The organism is Spirosoma sp. SC4-14, from assembly GCF_037201965.1.
Classification (GTDB): domain Bacteria; phylum Bacteroidota; class Bacteroidia; order Cytophagales; family Spirosomataceae; genus Spirosoma.
This window is the reverse complement of sequence record NZ_CP147518.1, coordinates 3,844,087-3,864,973: the sequence shown is the minus strand read 5'-3', so window position 1 is coordinate 3,864,973 and position 20,887 is coordinate 3,844,087. Positions and strand designations below refer to the sequence as shown.

The window sequence follows — 20,887 nt, the reverse complement described above, 5'->3', positions numbered from 1 at the left end:
TCAATGGCATGTATGATGTATGCTACAGACCACTGGGACTATAGCTTCGCCCCTTTAGTGCTACCCGACTAGCGTAACTAGCGTATCAATAGAATGCCTATCACCATAGTTGCTAATATAAGAGTATCAAGACTATCCATTGTTTCTGTAATCGCCTGAAGAGAATTTATTCGTTAGATAGAATGATTCGATTATAAGGAGATGATAAGCAATCAATGCTAAAAGAAGCAAATATAGTCTATACTAAACATTCCTTAGCATTATATTTAGCAGGATTTTAGTATAAATTAGTAGTAAAACTAACTTTTTAGCAAATATACTAAATAATACTAATAATAATTAGCAATTTTGCTACTAAATACTAATAAAACGCCTATTTTTACTATATTTTACTAAAGGCCTCTTCTCTTCTGCTAAAAAATATACTTTTAAGGACATCCTTATTAATACGTATATTTGCCACCCGAAAACAAACCAATTATTGTACATGGAAAAAATACGTGTTGCTATCAACGGCTTCGGTCGTATTGGACGACTCTCATTCAGACAATTACTTTCTAAGGAAAACATTGAGGTTGTTGCTATAAACGACTTAACAGACAATGCGACATTAGCACATCTGTTAAAATACGATTCCGTTCATGGCAAATTTTCAGGCGAAGTACAGTCTGACAACGAAAGCCTAACCGTAAATGGAATACGAATCAATGCATATGCAGAACGAGATCCTAAAAAACTCCCCTGGAAAGAACTGAATGTAGACGTGGTTCTCGAATCGACGGGACGTTTTGTTGACGAGGCTGGTGCAGGCCAGCATCTGGAAGCTGGTGCTAAAAAAGTTATTATCTCAGCTCCTGCTAAAGGTAATATCCCAACCGTCGTATTGGGTGTAAATGACGATACCCTCACCGGTGAGGAAACCATTATTTCGAATGCATCCTGTACTACCAACTGCCTTGCTCCTATGGCTAAGGTACTAGACGACGTATTCGGCATCGAAAAAGGCTACATGACAACGATCCATGCCTATACGGCCGATCAGAATCTTCAGGATGCCCCCCACTCTGATCTCCGCCGGGCCAGAGCCGCAGCCTTATCAATCGTTCCAACTTCAACGGGAGCAGCGAAAGCGGTTGGCCTGGTTTTACCCCAACTGAAAGGAAAGCTCGATGGTAATGCTCTGCGAGTACCTACACCCGATGGGTCGTTAACTGACCTGACCGTAATTCTGAAACGCGAAGCATCGATCGACGAAATTAATAACGCTCTGAAAGCAGCCTCGGAAACATCGCTGAAAGGCATTCTGGAGTATTGTGTTGACCCAATCGTTTCTATTGATATCGTTGGAAACGCTCACTCCTGCATCTTTGATTCAAAATTAACCGCTGTAAATGGCAACCTGGCGAAAGTAGTTGGCTGGTACGACAATGAATTTGGCTATTCAAGCCGTGTCGCGGATCTAATCGCAAAACTATTTTAATTCAGTGAACAATTGATTTACTGATTAATAATGTAATCTATATACATTACTAATCAGTAGTTATGTTAATTTACAAATGGGTGCGATTTATAATATCGCACCCATTTTGCATTGTAAATAGTTTATTGTAAACCCTTTGTCGAAAAATAATTGTTCGTACTTTGTTTTAATACCAAGGTGAATTTGATTCAGCGATGACTGATACAAATCTGTTGTCGATTGTATATCCTGACAGCCAACTGAACGTACCTGTTCCAGGCTATATGCAAATAGTTCCGGACTATCCGTTTTCAGGTGAAGTGTCCCCCCTGGTTTTAATAACTGTTTATAAATGGCCAGAAACCGAGGATGGGTCAGGCGATGCTTTTCCTGTTTTGGCCGGGGTTGAGGATCGGGAAATGTAATCCAGATTTCATTCACCTCGCCTGCGGCAAAGAATTCCTGTATATAGTTTATATCTGTACGTAAAAAGCCAACATTGGCTAACCCCAATCTCTGGGCAATTTTTGATCCTCTGGCAATACGGTCACCTTTTATATCGACACCAATAAAATTTCGATCGGGAAAAGCACTGCCGAGGCCAACCGTATACTCCCCCTTACCGCAGGCAAGTTCCAGTACAATGGGATTATCGTTATGAAAATAGTCGGTACGCCACCGACCTTTTATTGTCTTGTAAAGCGGTTTACCAACTTCAATAACATTTTCACTGTCGGCATTATGGAGAAAGAACTGGTGTTTACGACGGGTCACGATTATAAATTTGTTAATTCAGCAATGTGATAATTACTGCCAGTAATGAGAATAAGATCATCGGGTGAGGCTGCTGCTATAGCGGCTTTGGTAGCCTCGTTTACATCTGTATACGCATCGCCATAGAGCCCAATAGCCTGAGCTTCAGCCTGTAATTGATCCGATGGTAACGATCGTGGTGAACCGGCCTGGCAAAAATAATACAGGGCTGATGGAGGTAGACTGCCCAAAACCTGGTCTCGGTTTTTATCGGTTACCAATGCCAATATAATATGTAATTTTGTAAATTTAAGCAAATTTACAGTTGTAAATAAAGCTTGTAAACCGGGAAGATTGTGTGCCGTATCGGCAATAACCCGAGGGGATTCCTGAATCGTTTGAAAACGCCCTTTTAATCCTGTCAGGCGTACAACAGATTGTAGAGCCACTCCTACCGATGCGGCTGCAACAGGCAGCAATGGCTGTAGTGCCTCAACCGTAGCGAGCACGGCCGGTAAATTCTGTACCTGATAACTACCCAGTAAATCGAGGAAATACGAAGCCGCTGCACCTGACCGGATAATCACCCGCCGTAAGCCATTGGCAATGCCACCATCCTCAGGGCGAAATGCCTGATCAGCGAAACGGATGGGGGCCTGTAGTGATGCGGCAACCTCCTCAAAAACTGGCTTCGTTTCGGGATGGGTCTCTCCTACCAAAACCGGTATAGCGGTCTTGATGATTCCGGCTTTTTCACGGGCAATTTTTGCTAACGTATCCCCCAGTATATCCGTATGGTCGTAGCCAATGTTTGTAATGACAGACGCTACTGGCGTAATAACATTCGTAGAATCCAGACGTCCCCCCAGGCCCACTTCAATAATGGCTATATCGGGCTGGTGTCTGGCAAAGAAATCGAAGGCCATAGCCACCGTCACCTCAAAAAAGGAGGGCTCAATGGATTCGATGAGAGACCGATGCTCGGTAACAAAGGCTGCCACCTCGGCTTCGGCAATGGGCTCGCCATTAAGCCGGATTCGTTCGGTAAATGATTTCAGATGGGGCGACGTGTAGAGGCCTACCCGGTACCCGGCCGACTGGTAAATGGCCGCCAGCATGTGGGACGTACTGCCTTTTCCATTTGTACCCGCAACATGGATACTCCTGAATTGCTGCTGGGGGTTCCCCAGGGCTTCGCATAGCCGAAGGGTATTGGTCAGACCTGGCTTTAGCGCCTTGGGGCCTATTCGATGAAAAACGGGGAGCCGGCTATAGAGATAGTCGAGCGCTTCCTGATACTGCATTTCGGTGATCGGTTTATGGTCATCAGGTTTCTGATGACCATAAACCCTATTTGGAGGTAATGATAAAGGTAATCGTTCCGGTAGCGGTGGGTGGGGTGGCTCCCCCTTTCGGGCGCAGCCGAAGCCGTTGTACGGCTTTTCGGTATACGTCAACCACCGCCGGACTGACGGTCGTCTGCTGGGTCTGAACCCGAACGATGTCCCCTTCGCTATCAACGGTAATCTTAAAGACAATTTTTCCCGTCTCGTCTGAATCGTCGTTTACATTGGGGCGACTGGCCAGCGACCAGCCCGATACGTCAAAGGCAACGCCGGTAGCAGCTCCGCCGGGAGTACCATACAGGCTCTTGGCATCGATCTTCCCGTTGGGATTCCCTTTATCCCCGACCCCACTGGCATCATCCCCGTTGTTATTGCCTCCCGTACCCGAGGCTTTCCCCACGGTTCCGTTTGAGCCACCGCCCCCCGACGATTTTTTAAACAGGGCATCGTTATTGACGGTCTCCACTTTTTTAGCCGGAACGGGGGGGGCTGGTTTTTCGGCCGGGGCTGATTTACTGGTTTCAACCCGTTTGGGTTCAGGCCGCTCGGGAGTAGTTACCGGGCTTTCGGCTTTGCTGGCAATGATCGGTTTTTCGGTAGCCACCCTGGCCGGTTTGGCATTGTCTACTTTAGGAGCGGGGGTCGCCCGCGTTTTCTCTAACCGGGGCGTTGTGTTTACCTTGGGATTAGGACGTTTTTCGGCCGCTTTTACGTCCTCCCGATTGGGCGAATCAGACGCTTTATTGTAGGTCTGGATGCGGCCACTTCCCCGCGAGTCGGTTCCGAAGTTGACCTCCACAAATTGAATCGGTGGCGGATTGGGAATGGTTTGCGATAAGTGAACCAGTAATAAGATAGCGATCAGGATACCATTGATGACAATGGTCCCGGCTAAAGATTTCACCCGAATTTCACCTTCGTTATCGAATGTAATGCGGTTCATGCCGTTGGAATGGTTTTCGTTCTCTATAACGCAGAGAGTGTCAGCTTCGTTTTTTTCTGGCAGGATTTACAGGATGAACAGGATTATTTTTCAAAAAAAGGGATTAAATCCTGTTCGTACTGTCAGAAAAAAACAAAGTAACATAAAATCTGTCAGACAAGGCCATCTCCATCCCCGTTCCATGGTTATGTTTGTAGCCCCTAGTCCGATTATCGCCTATGCCGATTCTTCAGCCTATAGTTAACCTGACCGAACTCCTCGTTCAGCAAGGGATTACCCATGTCGTTGTTTCGCCGGGTTCCCGCTCCGCTCCCCTCACACTGGCCGTAGCGCGGCATCCTGAGCTACACGTCCGCGTTATGGCCGATGAACGGTCGGCTGGCTTCGTTGCCCTCGGCATGGCTCAGCAAAGTGGTCGGCCGGTTGCGTTGATCTGTACCTCGGGTAGTGCCGTGTATAACCTGGCTCCGGCGGTGGCCGAAGCTTTTTTTCAACAGGTTCCCCTCCTGCTGCTTACCGCCGACCGACCCCATGAATGGCTCTATCAGCAGGACGGACAGACCATCGACCAGGCCAATCTGTTCCGTTCGCACGTTAAACGAGCTTACGATCTTCCGGCTGATTATAGCCACCCGGATGCCCGCTGGTTTATCGAACGAACCCTCAACGAAGCCATTCCTCTCACAAGACGCGAACCGGCTGGCCCCGTCCATATCAATGTCCCCCTGCGCGAACCGTTTTATCCAGGCCCCGGCGAATTGCTTCAGCCCGAACCAGTACGCCGGATTGATATCCTCCCCAGCCAGCCAACGCTGTCGACCGAAAGCTGGCACCAGCTCGTCAGGGAATGGGAACGCCAGGAACGGATTCTGATTGCTGTGGGACAGATCGCCTATAACCCTCCTCTCATTGCGCTACTTCGGCGTTTTTCCGAAGAATGGGGTATTGTGGTGGTCGGCGAAATCGTTAGCAACATCCCCCGAAATGAGCTGTTTATTACCCATACGGATTCTTTTCTGGCCGGAATCGACGCCGAAACGGCAGAAAGGCTGCGCCCCGATCTGCTGATAACCCTGGGCAAGTCGTTTCTGACCCGAACCCTGAAAACCTTTTTCCGACGGTATCCGGCCCGGCAACACTGGCATATTCAACCCGCTATCGACCGGATAACCGATTCCTTCCAGAGTCTGACTACCCTGATTCCGGCTGAACCCATGGCGTTTCTGGAAAAACTGTTTTCGGATATGGATTTTCAGCGTTTTTTGCAGGGCGACGACCATGACGACGAACCGCACGAGTATCTGCAACGCTGGCAAACGCTGGATCGCCGGGCCACGCGCCTGGTGCAACAATCCGTCGGTGACCCCAACGGTCCACTCACCGACTGGTCGGCTACGCTGGCAGTACTGGACCTGTTGCCCGAACAGTCGCAGTTGCAACTGGCCAATAGTATGCCCGTCCGGTATGCCAATCTCTGTGGGATCGATGAACGGAAACAGATTTCGGTTTCGGCCAATCGAGGGGTCAGTGGAATCGATGGCTGCCTGAGCACGGCTGTGGGGGCTGCCCTGATGACGACCCAGTTGGTGACGCTGCTGATTGGTGATGTCGCCTTTTTCTACGATCGGAACGCGCTCTGGTCAGCGCCTGTCCCCCCCAATCTGCGTATTGTTCTGCTCAACAACGATGGTGGACATATTTTCCGGATTATCGACGGCCCCAGCCAACAACCCGAACTGGAAACCTATTTCGAAACCCCGCATGGCTATACGGCCCGGCGTACGGCCGCCGATGCCCAGCTTGACTACCTACAGGCAAATTCACTGGAATTGGTGCAGACCCTCCTACCCGATTTCTTTGCACCAGGACCAAACGCTAAGCTTCTGGAGATCGTCACGGACAAACAGCTCAATCAGCAGCAATTTTCTGCCTATAAAACCCGAATAAACGAATTGTTTTCAAAATCAAACAACTAAAACTATAGTTATAGTTATAGAATAAAATCGTTTTTATGATCGACGTACAGCTTACGTTAAACCAGAAGGGACACGGTTCTTTTTTCGTGGCGGACGCAAACGGTGAGAAAATTGCCGAAATGGTTATCAGTGTATCGGGCGATCAGTTGACGGTCTACCATACTGAAGTTTCGCCCAACGCGCAGGGGAAAGGGCTGGCAGGCGAACTGCTAAAGACGATGGTTGCTTACGCCCGTGCGCATCAGTTAAAGGTAATTCCTCTTTGCCCCTACGTACACGCCCAGTTCAAACGCCACCCGGCGTTATATAACGACATCTGGAAACAATAAATCCGAACCTGCCCCCGTCTTTTAGGCGGGTCAGGAACCAATCAATGTACCACATTATGAATTCCGGAGAGTAGAAAATCCCCCTTTATTAGTTCGTTTAGTAACTAACCGTTGATTCCTTAATTACGTCGCTCATGAAAAAAGACAATCGGGCTTCCAGACGTCACTTTCTGCAACAGATTGGCGCAACCAGTCTGATAGCCGCATCCTCGCCCTTATCCTCGCTGGCGGCCCAGGCTAAAGCCGAAGAACGCATCTTACACTATGAAAAGCCAATTTCCCCCAACGATAAAATCCGATTAGGTGTGATTGGCTATGGCGTCCAGGGCCATTTCGATCTGGCTTCGGCGCTGAAAGTGCCTGGGGTTGAGCTGGCCGGTATCTGCGATCTGTATACGGGTCGCCTGGAAAATGCCAAAGAACAATTTGGCAATGAGCTCTACACTACCCGGAATTACAAAGAATTACTGGACCGTCCGGATATTGATGCGGTGATTATTGCTACCCATGATGTCTGGCACGCCCGTATAACCCAGGACGCCCTGGCCAAGGGCAAGCACGTATACTGTGAAAAGCCGATGGTTTATAAAATCAGTGAAGGCTATCCGGTGATGGCAGCGGCCAAAAAAGCAGGCAAAGTCTTACAGATCGGCAGTCAGCGGGTTAGCAGTATTGGGTATGCCAAAGCCAAAGAATTGCTGGCAGCCGGAGAAATTGGCAAACTGAACATGGTCAATGCCATTTATGACCGGCAAAGCTCCATCGGAGCCTGGGAATACACCATCCCCGATGATGCCAATGCGATGACAACCGACTGGGATCGGTTCATCGAGGTGACGGCTAAAATGCCGTTTGATGCCAAAAAGTTTTTCTGGTGGCGGGCTTTCAAAGAAGTTGGGACGGGCGTAGCGGGCGACTTGTTTATTCATCTGCTGAGCGGTACGCACTTTATCACGGGTTCCAAAGGCCCCAACAGTATTTACAGTACGGGACAGTTCAGCTACTGGAAAGATGGACGAAACATGCCGGATGTGATGTCTGGGGTCATGCAATACCCCGATAGTTCGGAACACGCTGCGTTTCAACTGACCCTACAGGTGAATTTTATCAGCGGTACGGGCGGGCAGGAGGTCATCCGCCTGGTTGGTTCGGAAGGGGTCATGGATGTGATGGGCAATAACCTGAGTATCAAACACAGCATTCTGCCCCAGGCACCTGGATTTGGCGGCTATGATTCGCTGTTCACCTTCTCCAAAAGTATGCAGGAGCAGATGCAAAAAGAATACGATGCCAAATGGACAGCCGACCAGCGGAAACGACCCATCAAAATGGATATTACCTATAAAGCACCTGAGGGGTACAGTGACCATGTAGATCATTTTACCAACTTCTTTGATGCGATCCGGCTAAATAAGCCGGTAGTGGAAGATGGCCAGTTTGGCTTCCGGGCTGCGGCCCCGGCACTGGCCTGTAACGAAAGCTATTTTAGTAAACAGATCGTGCATTGGGACCCCACGACAATGAAGCTAACGTAAACCGTAATTTCCTGGCTGAGAGTCAACGATGGCCAATCGACTGAGTTTCTCGGTTGATTGGCCATCATTGTCGGTTACCGGGATGCCCCTCCCCAAACGTATGGTGGAACCGATGTTCCAGCCAATCAACGCCCATGACAATGAAGCTTCCGCTGCTGCGAAGCCTGGGTATCGCCAGCCAATTCGCCCCGGTGCCAGGCTTCGCAGGCTTTTGTTTTATCTCCCCCCTCCCATTCGGCCGTTCCAAGGTAATAATACAAAGCCTCGACCGAGGCATCCAGTTTTTCGGCCTGCTGAAATTCGTTCAGAGCCAGGCCAGCCTGTTTCTGTTTCAGGTAGTAAATTCCCCGGGTACGGTGAGCCCAGGCATTGCTCCCATCCAGCCGTAGCGATTCATTCACCAGGGGCAGCGCTTCGGCGGGTCGGTTCAGCATCAGTAACAGATAGGCTTTGTTGTTGAGGTAATAGGGCTGATTGGGTTTAGCCGCCAGTGCCCGCTCCACAAACGATAAGGCTTCGGCATACTTTCCTTCCTGTGCCAGCAGCAGGCTTTGGTTATTCAGGGCTGCATCCTGCCTGGGGTTAAGCTGTAATGCCTTTGCAAGATCCTGGCGGGCTGCCGCATACTGTTTCTGGCTAAAGAACAACGCCCCCCGATTGGTCAGGGCTTCTACGTTATCGGGCTGCAGTTGCAAAGCCCGATCGTAAGCGGCCTGCGCCTGTGAAAGGTTGTTCAACCGCACGTAGGTATCGGCCAGCCGCGTCTGGTAAAAGGTCGAATCGTTATACTCGTTGCCGATCCGCTGAAGATCGGCCAGGCTTCCGGCCGCATCGCCGGTTTCCAGCAATACTTCCGCCCGGTTCAGGTAGGCAGCACCAAAATCAGGGTCGGCTTCGATGGCTCGCGTATAATCGGCCAGGGCCCCCTCCCGGTCGTCGTTCCTGAATCGGGCCAGCCCCCGGTTATTATAGGCATCGGCAAAATCCGGTTTTTTCTCCAGCGCTTCGGAATAAAACCGAATGGCTTCCCGATATTCCCGTTTTTGCAGTTGTACATTGCCCCGCAAAAAAAACTGGGCAGCTTCATCGGTTGTTTTATGGCAGCCAGCAAGGGCCAGCGACAAAATGATGCATAGGCCAATAACCGGTTGACACTTTCTGTTGCCTATCTTTGCCTTATTGCTGCGAAAACAGTAAAAACTAGTCATAATTCATCCTTTATCATTCCCAACGTGCGTTTCGTTCAGGATATTCCACATCCCCAGTTCCGCATTGGTCTCTACGCCTGGAACAACAAATATATAGTCAAGATTGAAGCGGGTCCGTACGAACAGACCTATAAAATCAGCGAAATGGACATTACCGCTCCCGGCGATGTCCATTCCATGCTCGACGAATCCTTTCTTGCCAGCGTAGCCCGCCGGTTTCAGGATATGGACACCGACTGGCAGGCCACCGGCGAGCGAAATGGGGTGGTGTAACGTTTACGGTGGCTCCGCCAGAGCGAGGTTCTAAACTAGGCGGAGCCACCGTAAATTGAAACCGATCAATTTGTCGGTTTGTCGGGGACGGGGGCCGATGCGTGGAACTCGGTGTAGATTTGATGCATATAGTCATCGAGCAATTGCTGCACACGGTCGGGCGATTCGGAACGGACGATTAAGCCAATGTGGTATTCGCGGTTCATGCGCCACCAGATTTCGGGGGCCGTAAACCCCGACAGGTCGGGCCATTGCTGCCGCGCCAGCGAGATGATCAGCCCCGCATACTGGGGATGGTGAGCGGGTACCTCGTAAGGCAGATTGAGCGCAACGGCGTTTTCCAGCTTCGCCCATTCCCGCCAGAGATTGATTCCCGAGGCTGCTTCTACCATTTCGGCAATATGTGCGCCACCTACCCGCGATGATGTTTCGAGAAAATAGAGTTCGCCATCGTGATCCCCTCGTATGTACTCCGAGTGCGACGCACTGTGCTGCATTCCGAAAGCGTTTAGCACGCGCACATTGATCGCCTGCAGCGATTCGGTTTCGGCCGTATCGGTGGGTAAGCTCATCGTCCGAAATACTCCTCCGCCGTGCGCCACTTCCATGGGGGTAGCCAGGTAATTACTGGCTCGGGTAAACACAATCGTTCCGTTGTAGGAGATCGAATCGACGTGATACACCCGCCCCGGTTTGAACACTTCGATCAGGAACTCATGCCGATACTCCTCCAGGGAATGAATTACGGCCCAGGCTTCATCCAGCGAATTCACTTTTCGGATGCCGGTTGCCGATGCTTCCGAGCGGGGTTTAATCAACCAGGGCCCTTCGGTCGAGCGCAGGAATTCCGTAATGGTTTCGTCATGAAACAGAGGGCTAAAGGCAGGTACCCGTATTCCTTCGGCCGACGCCCGCATCCGCATGGCCAGTTTGTCGCGAAAGAACCGGGCCGTCGTCTGCCCCATGCCCGGTATTCGGAACGTTTCCCGAATGAGGGCTCCTTTCTCCACATCGAAGTCATCGAGCGCCACCACCCGATCGATTCGCCGGGAACGCATCGCATGAGCCAGTCCCAGAATCATCTGGTCCAGGTTTTCGGTTGCATTACTCGACGAGGGCAAAAAAAAGAACTCGTCGATGGCTTCGCGTGGCCAGGGCTTGTCGTCCAGCTTCTGGTCCGTCAACAGGTACACTGTATGCCCCAGCGCCTTACAGGTCCGCATAAATTCTTCGCCCTTAAAAAAAGTGGCAATACACAGGAATGACAACGAGCTCATGGCAAATCGGTTTATGGCGTATGGTTTATAGGTTATGGATGATAAGAGCGCGCAGGATCTGATCTAACCAAAAACCATGAACGACGAACTAGCTCCTCGGCGCACTCGATTGCTGCAAATAATCGATTAAAAGCCGGATACCAAAGCCCGTTGCGTTTTTTTGCGAACCAAATTCGGTATCGGCAAAGGCGGTTCCGGCGATGTCCAGATGCGCCCAGGCAGGATGGGGGGCCGCTTTACCGGTCAGATCGTCGGTTTGTTCCGTAAACACTTCCAGGAACTTGGCCGCCGAGATCGAACCGGCGACGGGTTTGCCGCTAAAGTTTTTCACATCGGCCACATCCGATTTAATATCTTCGGTGTAGACATCCCAGAGGGGTAGCCGCCACAGGCGCTCACCCGTTTTATCGGCCGATTTAACCAGCCGGGCCGCCAGCTCGTCGTTCTGCGTAAATAAGCCTGCCGCATGGTATCCCAGGGCCGAAATAACGCTCCCCGTTAAGGTTGCCAGATCGATCAGTACATCGGGCTGGAAATGGCGCACCATATACCCCAGCCCATCGGCCAGAATTACCCGTCCTTCGGCATCGGTGTCGATTATTTCAATCGTTTTCCCCACATACGATGTGACCACATCGCCGGGTTTTGTCGATCGCCCATCCACGCTATTCTCGGTCGACGGCACAATTCCGATGACCCGAACCGGCAGCTTCAGTTTGGCAGCTACTTCCACCGTACCCAATACGGCAGCCGCTCCGCCCATATCACTCTTCATCAGGTGCATATTGGTCGACGGCTTAATCGAAATTCCACCCGTATCGAAGGTAACGCCTTTTCCCACCAATCCGACCGTAAACAATGCGGCATTCGGTGCCGGGGGGGCCTGTGCATGACCGGCTGCGCCGGGGTTGTAGTCGGCAATGATCAGAACGGGGGGAACCGGACTCCCCTGACTCACACTAAGCAATGCACCCAGCTTTTGTTGTTCGAGTTCGGCTTTATCCAATATAGTAACAGCGTATCGATACGTTTGGCCCGACTGTGCGGCCCAGTCGGCCAGCGTCTGGGGCTTTTTGTAGTTGGCCGGAGCATTCATCAGGTCGAGCATTTCGCGTTGCGTTTGCGCAATTGCTTCAGCTTTTTCCAGTGCTGTTTGCGCAGCCTCCTCGCTCGCCACATCCACCAGCAACGATAACCGACCACTACGGGTATAAAAAATCGGGATTTCGGGCTTATTGGTCTGATAGAGTCCCAGATTATATCCACCCGCCCGTATACCCAACACTACCGATTCAACGACCTCGGCCGAAAAGCCACTCAGATTCACGTCAACCTGCTCAGACAACCGATTTTTCTGGGTGAAGAAAAATTTCCGGAATGCGTTGAGCCAGTCTATTGCCCCTGGGTTTGTGCCGAGGCCAAGCAGGTAGGTACGCTTCCCGTCTGGTTGGTAAATCGGTAGAATCTCTTGCAACCCGGCCTTGAAATCTCCCTGCAAAACGGAAGCCGGAAGGCCCAGTTGGTCGGCCAGTTGCGACAGGCGTTCAGGCAGGCCATTGGTTTTCAGGATGGGAATAATCTGGCACTCCAGTGAGCGCCCTGCTGTCTGTATTGCGATCTGCATCGTGTTAGTATCCATCTATATTTCAGCGTCCAGTAGCTAACGTACCGACAAATTAATAAAACAGCCACTACCGAGCGTTGGGAAATTCACGTCCCCAGCACCATTCGCTGTGTCGTCTCTGGGGATCGGTGGGTATCTGTACGTCAATAGGACGATCGATACGGTTCCATGAAAGCGTATGAACGAGCTGATCAGCCCCTATCGAACTGCCGCCTATACCTGTCGTAGTCGCTTCGGGTTTTGTCCGAAACGTTCTGTCGATTAGCGGCTTCAGGTTATTTATACGGACCCTCCTTACTCATAAAGTTAGGGCGGGTCTTTCCAACATAACGACACACCCCGCCACAAGGACTTTTTATCATAACGGGAAAGTGCCCAATCTCCATTGAATTTTAGTGGACAGAGAGTCCAGAAATTAATACTTCCAATATGAACTTCTTTATCGCTTGATAGAATAGCTACTTTTATTTATAAATCAGCAACCGCCTTTGCGAGGGGCACGTTTATAAATCATTTTACTATCTCGTTCTACATAGTCGCCCGATACGATTGGGTATGAATACTTGGGCGCGTGCGATACACTATGGCTTCTGATAATTATTTTGTCGTTAACTTTCAGGCTATGCAACTGCTGAAATTCATTGTTAACGGTCAAAAAATTCTTGTCAGATTTTTCCGGTCCAAAACTAAGAATATAATCGTCACCATTAATTCTGACCATCACTCCGAACCCTAATCGTGTACCTGGCGGAAGAGAAAGAGACGTTACAACAGCCTCCATATTGGTAAAAGCACGTAGATGCTTTCTTATTTTAGCTTCACCGGCATACACTTTTTTACCTTCGGGAGACGCTTCCCATTTTTTGTACTTTATACCATCTGGGGTAGCCAACCATTTTTTCAATGCAGCTTCCCTTTCAGCAGCAGAAGGCGGCTTTGAGGTTGATTTTTTAGATGCTTCCCTGTCGATTTCACGATTAGCAAATACTAGTCCGCTTACCACAACCAGTGATAAGATCAGCGCATAAATTATTTTTTTCATCTTTTCAGCAGGTTTAATGAACATAAATCTATCTTCTGATAAATCCGATTTCAAGGATTTCAACCTTTGCGGTAGGTCGCAAAGGTAAAAGTTCCTATCCTGTCGTCTGTTAATGACCTGTAAAAGAATGTTAACGAAACGTAAAAGCTGCTGTTAGACTGCGGTAGCTTTTTTGCGCCTAAACAGGTGGGCATCTTGAATACCTATGTTGCCTATAGAATGGTCTCACGAAAACGTTCGCACTTGAGACAAGTTGCCCATTCTATTTGATATACAACCACTTGTTATACAATGCTTTCTGATCAGGCGTCTGATTGGGAAGCGGTTCCAGCCGATAGCTTACTAATGGGTTTTGGGTCAGCGTTACGGGTATTTCACGCAATAGTCCCGCCCGGTTTACCAATACCTTTATTGTTTCACCAACCTGCCGACCGCTGATCAGTCGTAAGAGATCGTCGCCAACCCGCACACTGTCGACGGCCAGAATTTCATCGCCCACGTTTAGGCCATCCCTATAGGCAGCCGAACCACGCCGGACACTGGTAATGGTTGCTTTCCCACCACTGGCGGTGGTAGCCGTTCCCAGAAATCCGTCCTGCGTTTTGAGCGCTACGTTAGTCAACCGGAGCCCCACGGGCTCAAAATAGGCGTTGTAATTGATCGGATCGGCAGTGTTGACGGCGATGTTGAAAAAATCGTCGAGCTTCCGGCCGGCAATTTGCTCGGCGGCCCGCCGAAATTCCTCGTCCGTAAAGCCCCGTTTCTGCTTTTTATAGTATTCGGCGTAGAGATACCGCATCAGGTCGTCCATATTGCGTTCGCCGTTACTACCAGCCAGGATAGCCAGATTCAGCAGTGTTCCCAGCACACTGCCTTTACTATAGTATGAAATGGTACTATTCGAGGAGTTTTCGTTGGGCCGGTAGGCTTTGATCCAGGCATCCCAGCTCGATTCGGCCACTGACTGAACCCGAACACCCGGCTGATTTTCGATACCGGTAATGTCGCGGGCTACTATCGACAGGTAAGCTTCGGGCGTATGAAATCCGGCCCGGCGCAGAATATAGTCTTCGTAGAACGACGTACAACCCTCCGACAGCCAGAGCATGTGTGTATAGTTTTCGTTCTCGTAGTCGAAGGGCCCCAGCGCAATGGGCCGAATCCGTTTCACATTCCAGAGATGAAAATACTCGTGCGCTACCAGCGTCAGGAAGTTTTTGTAGTTGGCTTCGGTCGAATAGGCCGTCCGGTAGGTTTCGAGGGTGGTTGAATTGAGGTGTTCGAGCCCTCCCCCGCCCTGCGGAATATGGTGAACGATAAAGGTATAATGCGTGCAGGGATGTTCGCCCACAACGGTAGCGGCTGATTCACAAACGCGCTTATAATCGGCAGCCAGTTGTTTTTCGTCGTAGGTCACATCGCCAAACATGGCCACCGTATGCGGAACGCCCGAAGCCGTAAACCCAAACGTATGCTGATTACCAATTTCGATCGGCGAATCGACCAGCAAATCGAAGTCGGGCGCTTCGTAGGTATATTGCGTACCAGCAACAGGTTCGAGCGCCGTAGTTACGGTCTTCCAGCCTTTATAGGGCTGAACGACTACCCGAAGCGGTATCTTTTTGAGAGCATCGTGGTACATGAACATACTGGCGGGCGTTACGTAGCCATGATCGATATCGACAAAGCTCGTCCGTACCGTCAGCTCGTTGGCATAGACCCGGTAGCGGATGGTCAGGTTTTCGTCGGTTGAGGGTATTCGCCACGCATTTTTCCGTATTTTTTCACTCGGCACGGTTTTGCCATCGACCCAGGCCGTAAAAGCCTCCACATTTTTGGCATATTCCCGAATCAGATACGAACCGGGCGTCCAGACGGGCATTTTTATATCGATATAGCCATTTTTCTTGGCATTTGTTGCCAATGCTATATTTTTGAGCTGCATCTCCACCTCGAAGTAATGGGTCTGTGGCTCCGGCATCGAGAGGATGTAGGTGATTGACGGAGTAGCCGCCGGTGGGGTATCATCGATCCGGCTCGATTTAGCTGTTGCGGAAAAAGTGCTAAAAAATGTCCAGACAGTAAGTAAATACAGGAGCCGGGCGTTTTTTTTCATACGGAAACAGGAATACCTTCGTTTTTTTATCCAGAATTGACGTAAGATTTGCCAATTTACTGGCGAAGCTACGACGCAATCCAAGCATTCACAACCGTTTCTTTCGTTTATGCCCTATTCAGATACCCAGCAGGGTCAGCAACGCAGGCTCCGATTTACACCGGACCCACTGCTGTTTACCCTGGTTGTTGGGTTGTTTACCGTGCTGTCGGCTTCGGCCCAGCGAACCCTCAGTTACGCCGAACCAGACTACCATTACCGCAATGGTCTGGAACTTTTTGAGCGCAATAATTATGCGGCCGCCCGCTACGAATTCCGGCAATATCTGGAGCCACGCCGGGGAAATGGCACCCAAACGCTCCTCAACACCAGCGACCAGAATGCCGTAGAAGCCGAATACTACATCGCCCTCACTAGCCTGTATATCGACGAACCCGGCGCCGAAGTGCTGGTCGATCGGTTTGTCAAAAACCACAGCGAACATCCTAAAGCGGGCCAGCTCTACGGCGACTTAGGCACCTACTATTACACCCGTCAGGACTATGCCAAGGCCATTAATTTTCTGGAAAAAGCGGTAGCACAGGGGGGAAATGGAAGCCGACAGACCACCTACAAATTTCAGTTGGCACTCTCCTACTACAACACCCAGAACCTGCAACAGGCGCTGCCGCTGCTCAACGACGTCAAGCTCGACCCCAATTCGCCCGATGCTCCAGCCGCATCGTACTATGCCGGGGTGATCAACTTTCGGAATAAAAACTTCAGCGAAGCGGTATCGGATTTCCGGCGGGTCGAGACCAACCCTACCTACCAGAATCAGGTACCCAACTGGATTGCGCAGGCCCTCTACCGCCAGCGCCGTTTCGACGATCTGCTGGCCTATTCCGAACCACTCCTGCGCCGGAATCACGGCGCAGACCTGAGTGAGGTGGCCCTGTTTACGGCCGAAGTCTATTACCAGCAGAATCAGTTTGCTAAGGCGATTCCGTATTACAAGCAGTACATCAACACGGCCGGTGGCCGAACCCCCTCGGCGGTTAAGTTTCGGTACGGCCAATCGCTGTTCCGTACGGGTGCCTATCCCGACGCCATCGCTCAGTTGAAAACGCTGGCTGGTGGCAAAGACACCACCGCTCAGTATGCCGCCTATACCCTTGGCGTCAGTTATTTGCAGACTCAGAACCCAACCTATGCCTTAAATGCATTCGATCAGGCCGGTCGGCTATCGTTTAACCGCGACATTCAGGAGGAAGCCCGGTTTAACCATGCCAAACTCCAGCTCGACCAGAACAACGGGGCCGACGCGGTGAAAGAACTGACGGCATTCCTGAAACAATATCCCGACAGTAAGTTCGAGAACGAAGCCAATGAACTGGTTGGCGAAGCCTACTACGCGTCCAATAATTACCCGGCTGCCATTTCCTACATCGAAGGACTCAGACGCCGGACGCCCAAAATCAACGCGACCTATCAGCGACTGACCTACAACCAGGGCGTTAACGATTTCAACGGTGAGCGCTACCCGCAGGCGGTTGCCAATTTCGACAAATCGCTGAAATTTCCGGTCGATAACGACCTCCAGCAGGGTGCCCAGTTCTGGAAAGCGGAAGCGTATGCTGCCGGGAAACAATACGACACGGCGATTCCGCTGTATGCGGCTATTGCCAAAAATGGCTCAGGTACCTATGCTGCCCGGAGTTTATACGCCCTCGGCTATCTATACTACAACAAAAAGGATTATGCCCGGGCACAGACGTACTTCCGCGACTTTGTTGGCCGGGGCAATTCGGGAGGCTTGGCCGCTCAGCTTCAGGATGCCACGGTGCGGCTGGCCGATTCGTATTTTGCCCAGAAACAATACGAAAATGCCATGCGCTATTACGATCAGGCCATTGCCCAGAACTCGCCCGACAAAGACTATGCCTCCTACCAGAAAGCGATGATTCTGAGCTATGTGGGTCGGGATTCGGAAGCAAAAGCCCAGTTCGATCAAATCCAGCGGCAGTATCCCAACTCCCGGTTTGTCGATGAATCGCTGTTTCAGACGGCCAATGTCGATTTCGAAAAAGGCGCCTATCAGGTGGCCATTCGTGGCTTTTCGAAACTCATCGATAGCCGTCCCAACAGCCCTCTCATACCGGCCGCTTTATTGAAACGGGCTATTGCCTACGGAAATATTCAACAATACGATCCGGCCATTGCCGACTATCGGCGTATTCTGAACAACTATGGCGATTCGGAACAGGCACAGAGTGCATTGCTGGGGATTCAGAATACCCTCAACGACGCCGGCCGCCCTGAAGAGTTCTCGCAGGTGCTGGGCCAGTATAAAAAGGCGAATCCCACCAGCAGTGATGTAGAACGCGTGCAGTTCGAAAACGCCAAGAATATCTATTTCAATCAGAACTACCAGCAGGCCATTCAGTCGCTGCTGACCTTCATGCAGGAGTATCCGGCCAGCCCCGGCACCAACGAAGCCCGGTACTACCTGGCCGAATCGTACCGACAAACCGGTGATGCTGCCAACGCGCTGCGGTATTATAACCTGGTTATTGCCGACAACAAATCCGATTTTCTGATTCGGGCCGCAACCCGGGCGGCTGAACTGGAGAGCCAGCAGAAGAATTTTGCCAGCGCTATTCGAAACTACCAGCTCATAATAGCCCGTGCTTCCAGTAAAGCCGATCAGGTAGCCGCTCAACTCGGTATGATGGATACTTATTTTGCGATTCCCAAGCTCGATTCGGCGGCTACTGCTGCCCGCGAAGTGCTGACGGCCGGCAATGTTGTACCCGGCGCTCAGAACCGCGCTCAACTGATGCTGGGTAAAGTAGCGTTCAGCAAAGGCGACTACAAAACGGCCCAGAGTGATTTTGACAAAACCATTGCCCTGGCAAAGGATGTCAATGGAGCCGAAGCACAGTACCTGCTTGGCGAGATTCTGTACCGACAGAAGAAATATAAAGAATCGGTAGCCAGCCTGCTGAAATTCAACGAGCAATTCAGTGAGTTCGAGTACTGGAAAGGTAAAGCCTTTTTGCTGGTAGCCGACAACAATGTAGCACAGGACGAACTGGCGCAGGCCAAAGCTGTTCTCAACTCCATTATCGAAAATTCAACCAACGAAACCATCATTGCCGAAGCCAAACAAAAACTGGCGGGGCTTGAGTCTAAAAATTAATGATGAGTGATCAATGATGAATGATGAATGATAGATGATGAATGATAAATGATGAGTGCTCCCAAAACAGGACGCTTACTCATCATTTATCATTCATCATTCATCATTCGCGTTCGTCGTTCGTCGTTCGTCGTACATTCACTATGAAAGTACGTCCCCTACTTACATTCTCTTTGCTGGCCCTGTCGACTCCCCTGCTGGCGCAGCAGCCCAAACCCACCCGGGTCGGCGAAGTCGATAATCAGGAAATTACGGTTGAAAAAAGCCGTAAAATCGAACTCCCGCCCGCCAATCGGCTCTTCGATAAAATCCCGTCGGTGAAACCCTCGGCCGAACAACGTAAGATGACTTACGAATTCGAAGACCGAAAACTAACCGTAGGCGATCCACGCATTACGCCAGGAGTGCTGACGCCAGCCGCTGGCCAGGCCGACGATAATCCAGCCTATAATAACTACGTAAAGCTCGGCGCGGGTAACTACAGTTCGTTCTACGGCGAAGGGTTTGTGGGCGTTAATACCCTGTCGAATCTGTCGCTGGAAGGCTCCTTACGGCATCTCTCCTCGGGCATTGGGCCTGTCGATGGAAAAAATTCGTCGCAGAGCGATACCCGACTAAAAGTTACGGGAAAATACCTGACCAATTCGTTCAAACTACAGGGTGATCTGGGTTTTGACCGGAATGCGTATAACTTTTATGGCTACAGCCGCGAGTTTGCCGCATCGCCCGACTTTAACCCCGACAATATCAAACAACGGCTCAATACGATCAATTTCCGGGTAGGCATCGAAAATGCCAACTCCGACAACGCCATCGACTACTCGTTACGTACAGGCATTACCTCCCTGCACGACCGCTTCAATGCTTCGGAGGTCGACTGGGGAACCAATTTCAATGCCTCTCTCGGCATTTCGGACAATTTCTTTGCGCTGGTAGCGGCCGATGCCTTCGTTACCCAGCGTAGCGATGGGTCGATTGTCGATAACCGGAATCTGTTTCGGGTAAAGCCTACCTTCAAATATACCTCATCGCTGTTTACGATAACGGCCGGGATCAATGCAGTAAATCAAACCGACCAACGGCAGGGTATCAACAACACCCGGGCGTTTCCGGTACTGGATATCGATGTGGCGCCCGTCAACAACATTCATTTCTTTGCCGGTGTTGATGGCGACATCAACCGAAATACATTGCGCTCATTATTAAGCGAAAACAAATGGTTAGCTCCACAAGTACTTTTAGTTAACACTGTTAAGACACTGGATATCTACGGCGGATCGAAAGGTAGCCTGGGTGGCGGTTTTTCGTACGAAGGAAAGGTTTCCTATGCCAGTTACCGCGATTTTTCGACTTTTAACAATACCTACCCCGATACAACTAAGTTTTTTGTTCTCTATGATGGGGGCATTTCGCGGGTGTTAACGATTTCGGCACAACTGGCTTATACGCAAAAAGACAAGTTCCGTTCTACACTAAAAGGTGACTTTTTCCGCTATGGACTCGACCGGCTGGAGGAAGCCTGGGGCCGTCCGCGTTTTGCCGGAACCTGGTCGAACTCCTATATCCTGAACAAAAAATTATTTATCACGGCTGATTTGTATTTTTATGAGGGAATCAAAAACAAAAACTTCACTTCCAACGTCGTCTATACCCTAAAACCCATCTACGACGCCAACATTAAAATTGACTATTTCCTAGGGAAACAGGTCTCTGCGTTTGTTTCGTTAAATAATATCTTTAGCCAGAATTACCAGCGATATTTGTATTATCAATCGCAAGGCCTTAACTTTCTCGGAGGAATTAGTTATTCATTCTAACCTCCGCC

Annotated in this window: 15 protein-coding genes; 7 read left to right on the top strand and 8 right to left on the bottom strand. The window is 50.4% G+C overall.

Annotated features, from left to right (window positions below; all coding sequences use genetic code 11):
- The first annotated feature begins 487 nt into the window (after positions 1-487).
- Entirely contained in the window at positions 488-1,480 is a 993-nt protein-coding gene (gap, locus tag WBJ53_RS15805; protein WP_338877117.1) for a type I glyceraldehyde-3-phosphate dehydrogenase, read from the top strand.
- Positions 1,481-1,567: 87 nt separating this feature from the next.
- On the opposite strand, the gene trmB is transcribed toward gap, so the two are convergent.
- Genes trmB through WBJ53_RS15790 form a run of 3 tightly spaced genes read right to left on the bottom strand, consistent with a single transcriptional unit; the run spans position 1,568 to position 4,501 of the window.
- Positions 1,568-2,233 (bottom strand): tRNA (guanosine(46)-N7)-methyltransferase TrmB, encoded by a 666-nt coding sequence (trmB, locus tag WBJ53_RS15800; RefSeq protein WP_338877116.1) that lies wholly within the window; start codon positions 2,231-2,233, stop codon positions 1,568-1,570.
- A gap of 2 nt (positions 2,234-2,235) precedes the next feature.
- Positions 2,236-3,516 (bottom strand): folylpolyglutamate synthase/dihydrofolate synthase family protein, encoded by a 1,281-nt coding sequence (locus WBJ53_RS15795; protein WP_338877115.1) that lies wholly within the window; start codon positions 3,514-3,516, stop codon positions 2,236-2,238.
- A 46-nt stretch (positions 3,517-3,562) separates the two neighbouring features.
- Positions 3,563-4,501 carry a hypothetical protein gene (locus WBJ53_RS15790; protein ID WP_338877114.1) on the bottom strand — a complete coding sequence of 313 codons (939 nt, stop codon included), beginning with the start codon at positions 4,499-4,501 and terminating at the stop codon, positions 3,563-3,565.
- A 218-nt stretch (positions 4,502-4,719) separates the two neighbouring features.
- On the opposite strand from WBJ53_RS15790, the gene menD reads away from it, so the two are divergent.
- The 3 genes from menD to WBJ53_RS15775 all read left to right on the top strand — a co-directional run bounded on the left by menD (position 4,720) and on the right by WBJ53_RS15775 (position 8,341).
- On the top strand, positions 4,720-6,477 hold the full coding sequence (menD, locus tag WBJ53_RS15785; protein WP_338877113.1) for a 2-succinyl-5-enolpyruvyl-6-hydroxy-3-cyclohexene-1-carboxylic-acid synthase: 1,758 nt from the start codon (positions 4,720-4,722) through the stop codon (positions 6,475-6,477).
- A gap of 35 nt (positions 6,478-6,512) precedes the next feature.
- On the top strand, positions 6,513-6,806 hold the full coding sequence (locus WBJ53_RS15780; protein WP_338877112.1) for a GNAT family N-acetyltransferase: 294 nt from the start codon (positions 6,513-6,515) through the stop codon (positions 6,804-6,806).
- Positions 6,807-6,940: 134 nt separating this feature from the next.
- A complete protein-coding gene (locus WBJ53_RS15775; RefSeq protein ID WP_338877111.1) occupies positions 6,941-8,341 on the top strand; it encodes a Gfo/Idh/MocA family oxidoreductase in 1,401 nt (466 codons plus the stop codon).
- 125 nt (positions 8,342-8,466) lie between these two features.
- On the opposite strand, the gene WBJ53_RS15770 is transcribed toward WBJ53_RS15775, so the two are convergent.
- Positions 8,467-9,549: a tetratricopeptide repeat protein gene (locus tag WBJ53_RS15770; RefSeq protein ID WP_338877110.1), complete on the bottom strand. Its 1,083-nt coding sequence runs from the start codon at positions 9,547-9,549 to the stop codon at positions 8,467-8,469.
- A gap of 24 nt (positions 9,550-9,573) precedes the next feature.
- On the opposite strand from WBJ53_RS15770, the gene WBJ53_RS15765 reads away from it, so the two are divergent.
- On the top strand, positions 9,574-9,822 hold the full coding sequence (locus WBJ53_RS15765; protein WP_338877109.1) for a hypothetical protein: 249 nt from the start codon (positions 9,574-9,576) through the stop codon (positions 9,820-9,822).
- A 65-nt stretch (positions 9,823-9,887) separates the two neighbouring features.
- Here WBJ53_RS15765 and WBJ53_RS15760 read toward each other — a convergent pair whose 3' ends face one another.
- From WBJ53_RS15760 to WBJ53_RS15745, 4 genes are all read right to left on the bottom strand, one after another.
- A complete protein-coding gene (locus tag WBJ53_RS15760; RefSeq protein WP_338877108.1) occupies positions 9,888-11,099 on the bottom strand; it encodes an ATPase in 1,212 nt (403 codons plus the stop codon).
- 88 nt (positions 11,100-11,187) lie between these two features.
- Positions 11,188-12,723 (bottom strand): leucyl aminopeptidase, encoded by a 1,536-nt coding sequence (locus WBJ53_RS15755; protein WP_338877107.1) that lies wholly within the window; start codon positions 12,721-12,723, stop codon positions 11,188-11,190.
- Between the two features lie 475 nt (positions 12,724-13,198).
- Positions 13,199-13,819 carry a hypothetical protein gene (locus WBJ53_RS15750; RefSeq protein WP_338877106.1) on the bottom strand — a complete coding sequence of 207 codons (621 nt, stop codon included), beginning with the start codon at positions 13,817-13,819 and terminating at the stop codon, positions 13,199-13,201.
- A 208-nt stretch (positions 13,820-14,027) separates the two neighbouring features.
- Complete coding sequence (locus WBJ53_RS15745; protein WP_338877105.1) at positions 14,028-15,881, bottom strand: PDZ domain-containing protein; 1,854 nt, start codon at positions 15,879-15,881, stop codon at positions 14,028-14,030.
- Positions 15,882-15,990: 109 nt separating this feature from the next.
- Between WBJ53_RS15745 and WBJ53_RS15740 the strand changes: the two genes are divergently transcribed.
- The gene (locus WBJ53_RS15740) at positions 15,991-19,062 is read left to right on the top strand and encodes a tetratricopeptide repeat protein (protein WP_338877104.1); all 3,072 of its coding nucleotides are present in this window, start codon (positions 15,991-15,993) and stop codon (positions 19,060-19,062) included.
- Positions 19,063-19,205: 143 nt separating this feature from the next.
- Positions 19,206-20,879, top strand: coding sequence for a TonB-dependent receptor (locus WBJ53_RS15735; protein WP_338877103.1), 1,674 nt, complete (start codon positions 19,206-19,208; stop codon positions 20,877-20,879).
- Positions 20,880-20,887: the final 8 nt, after the last annotated feature.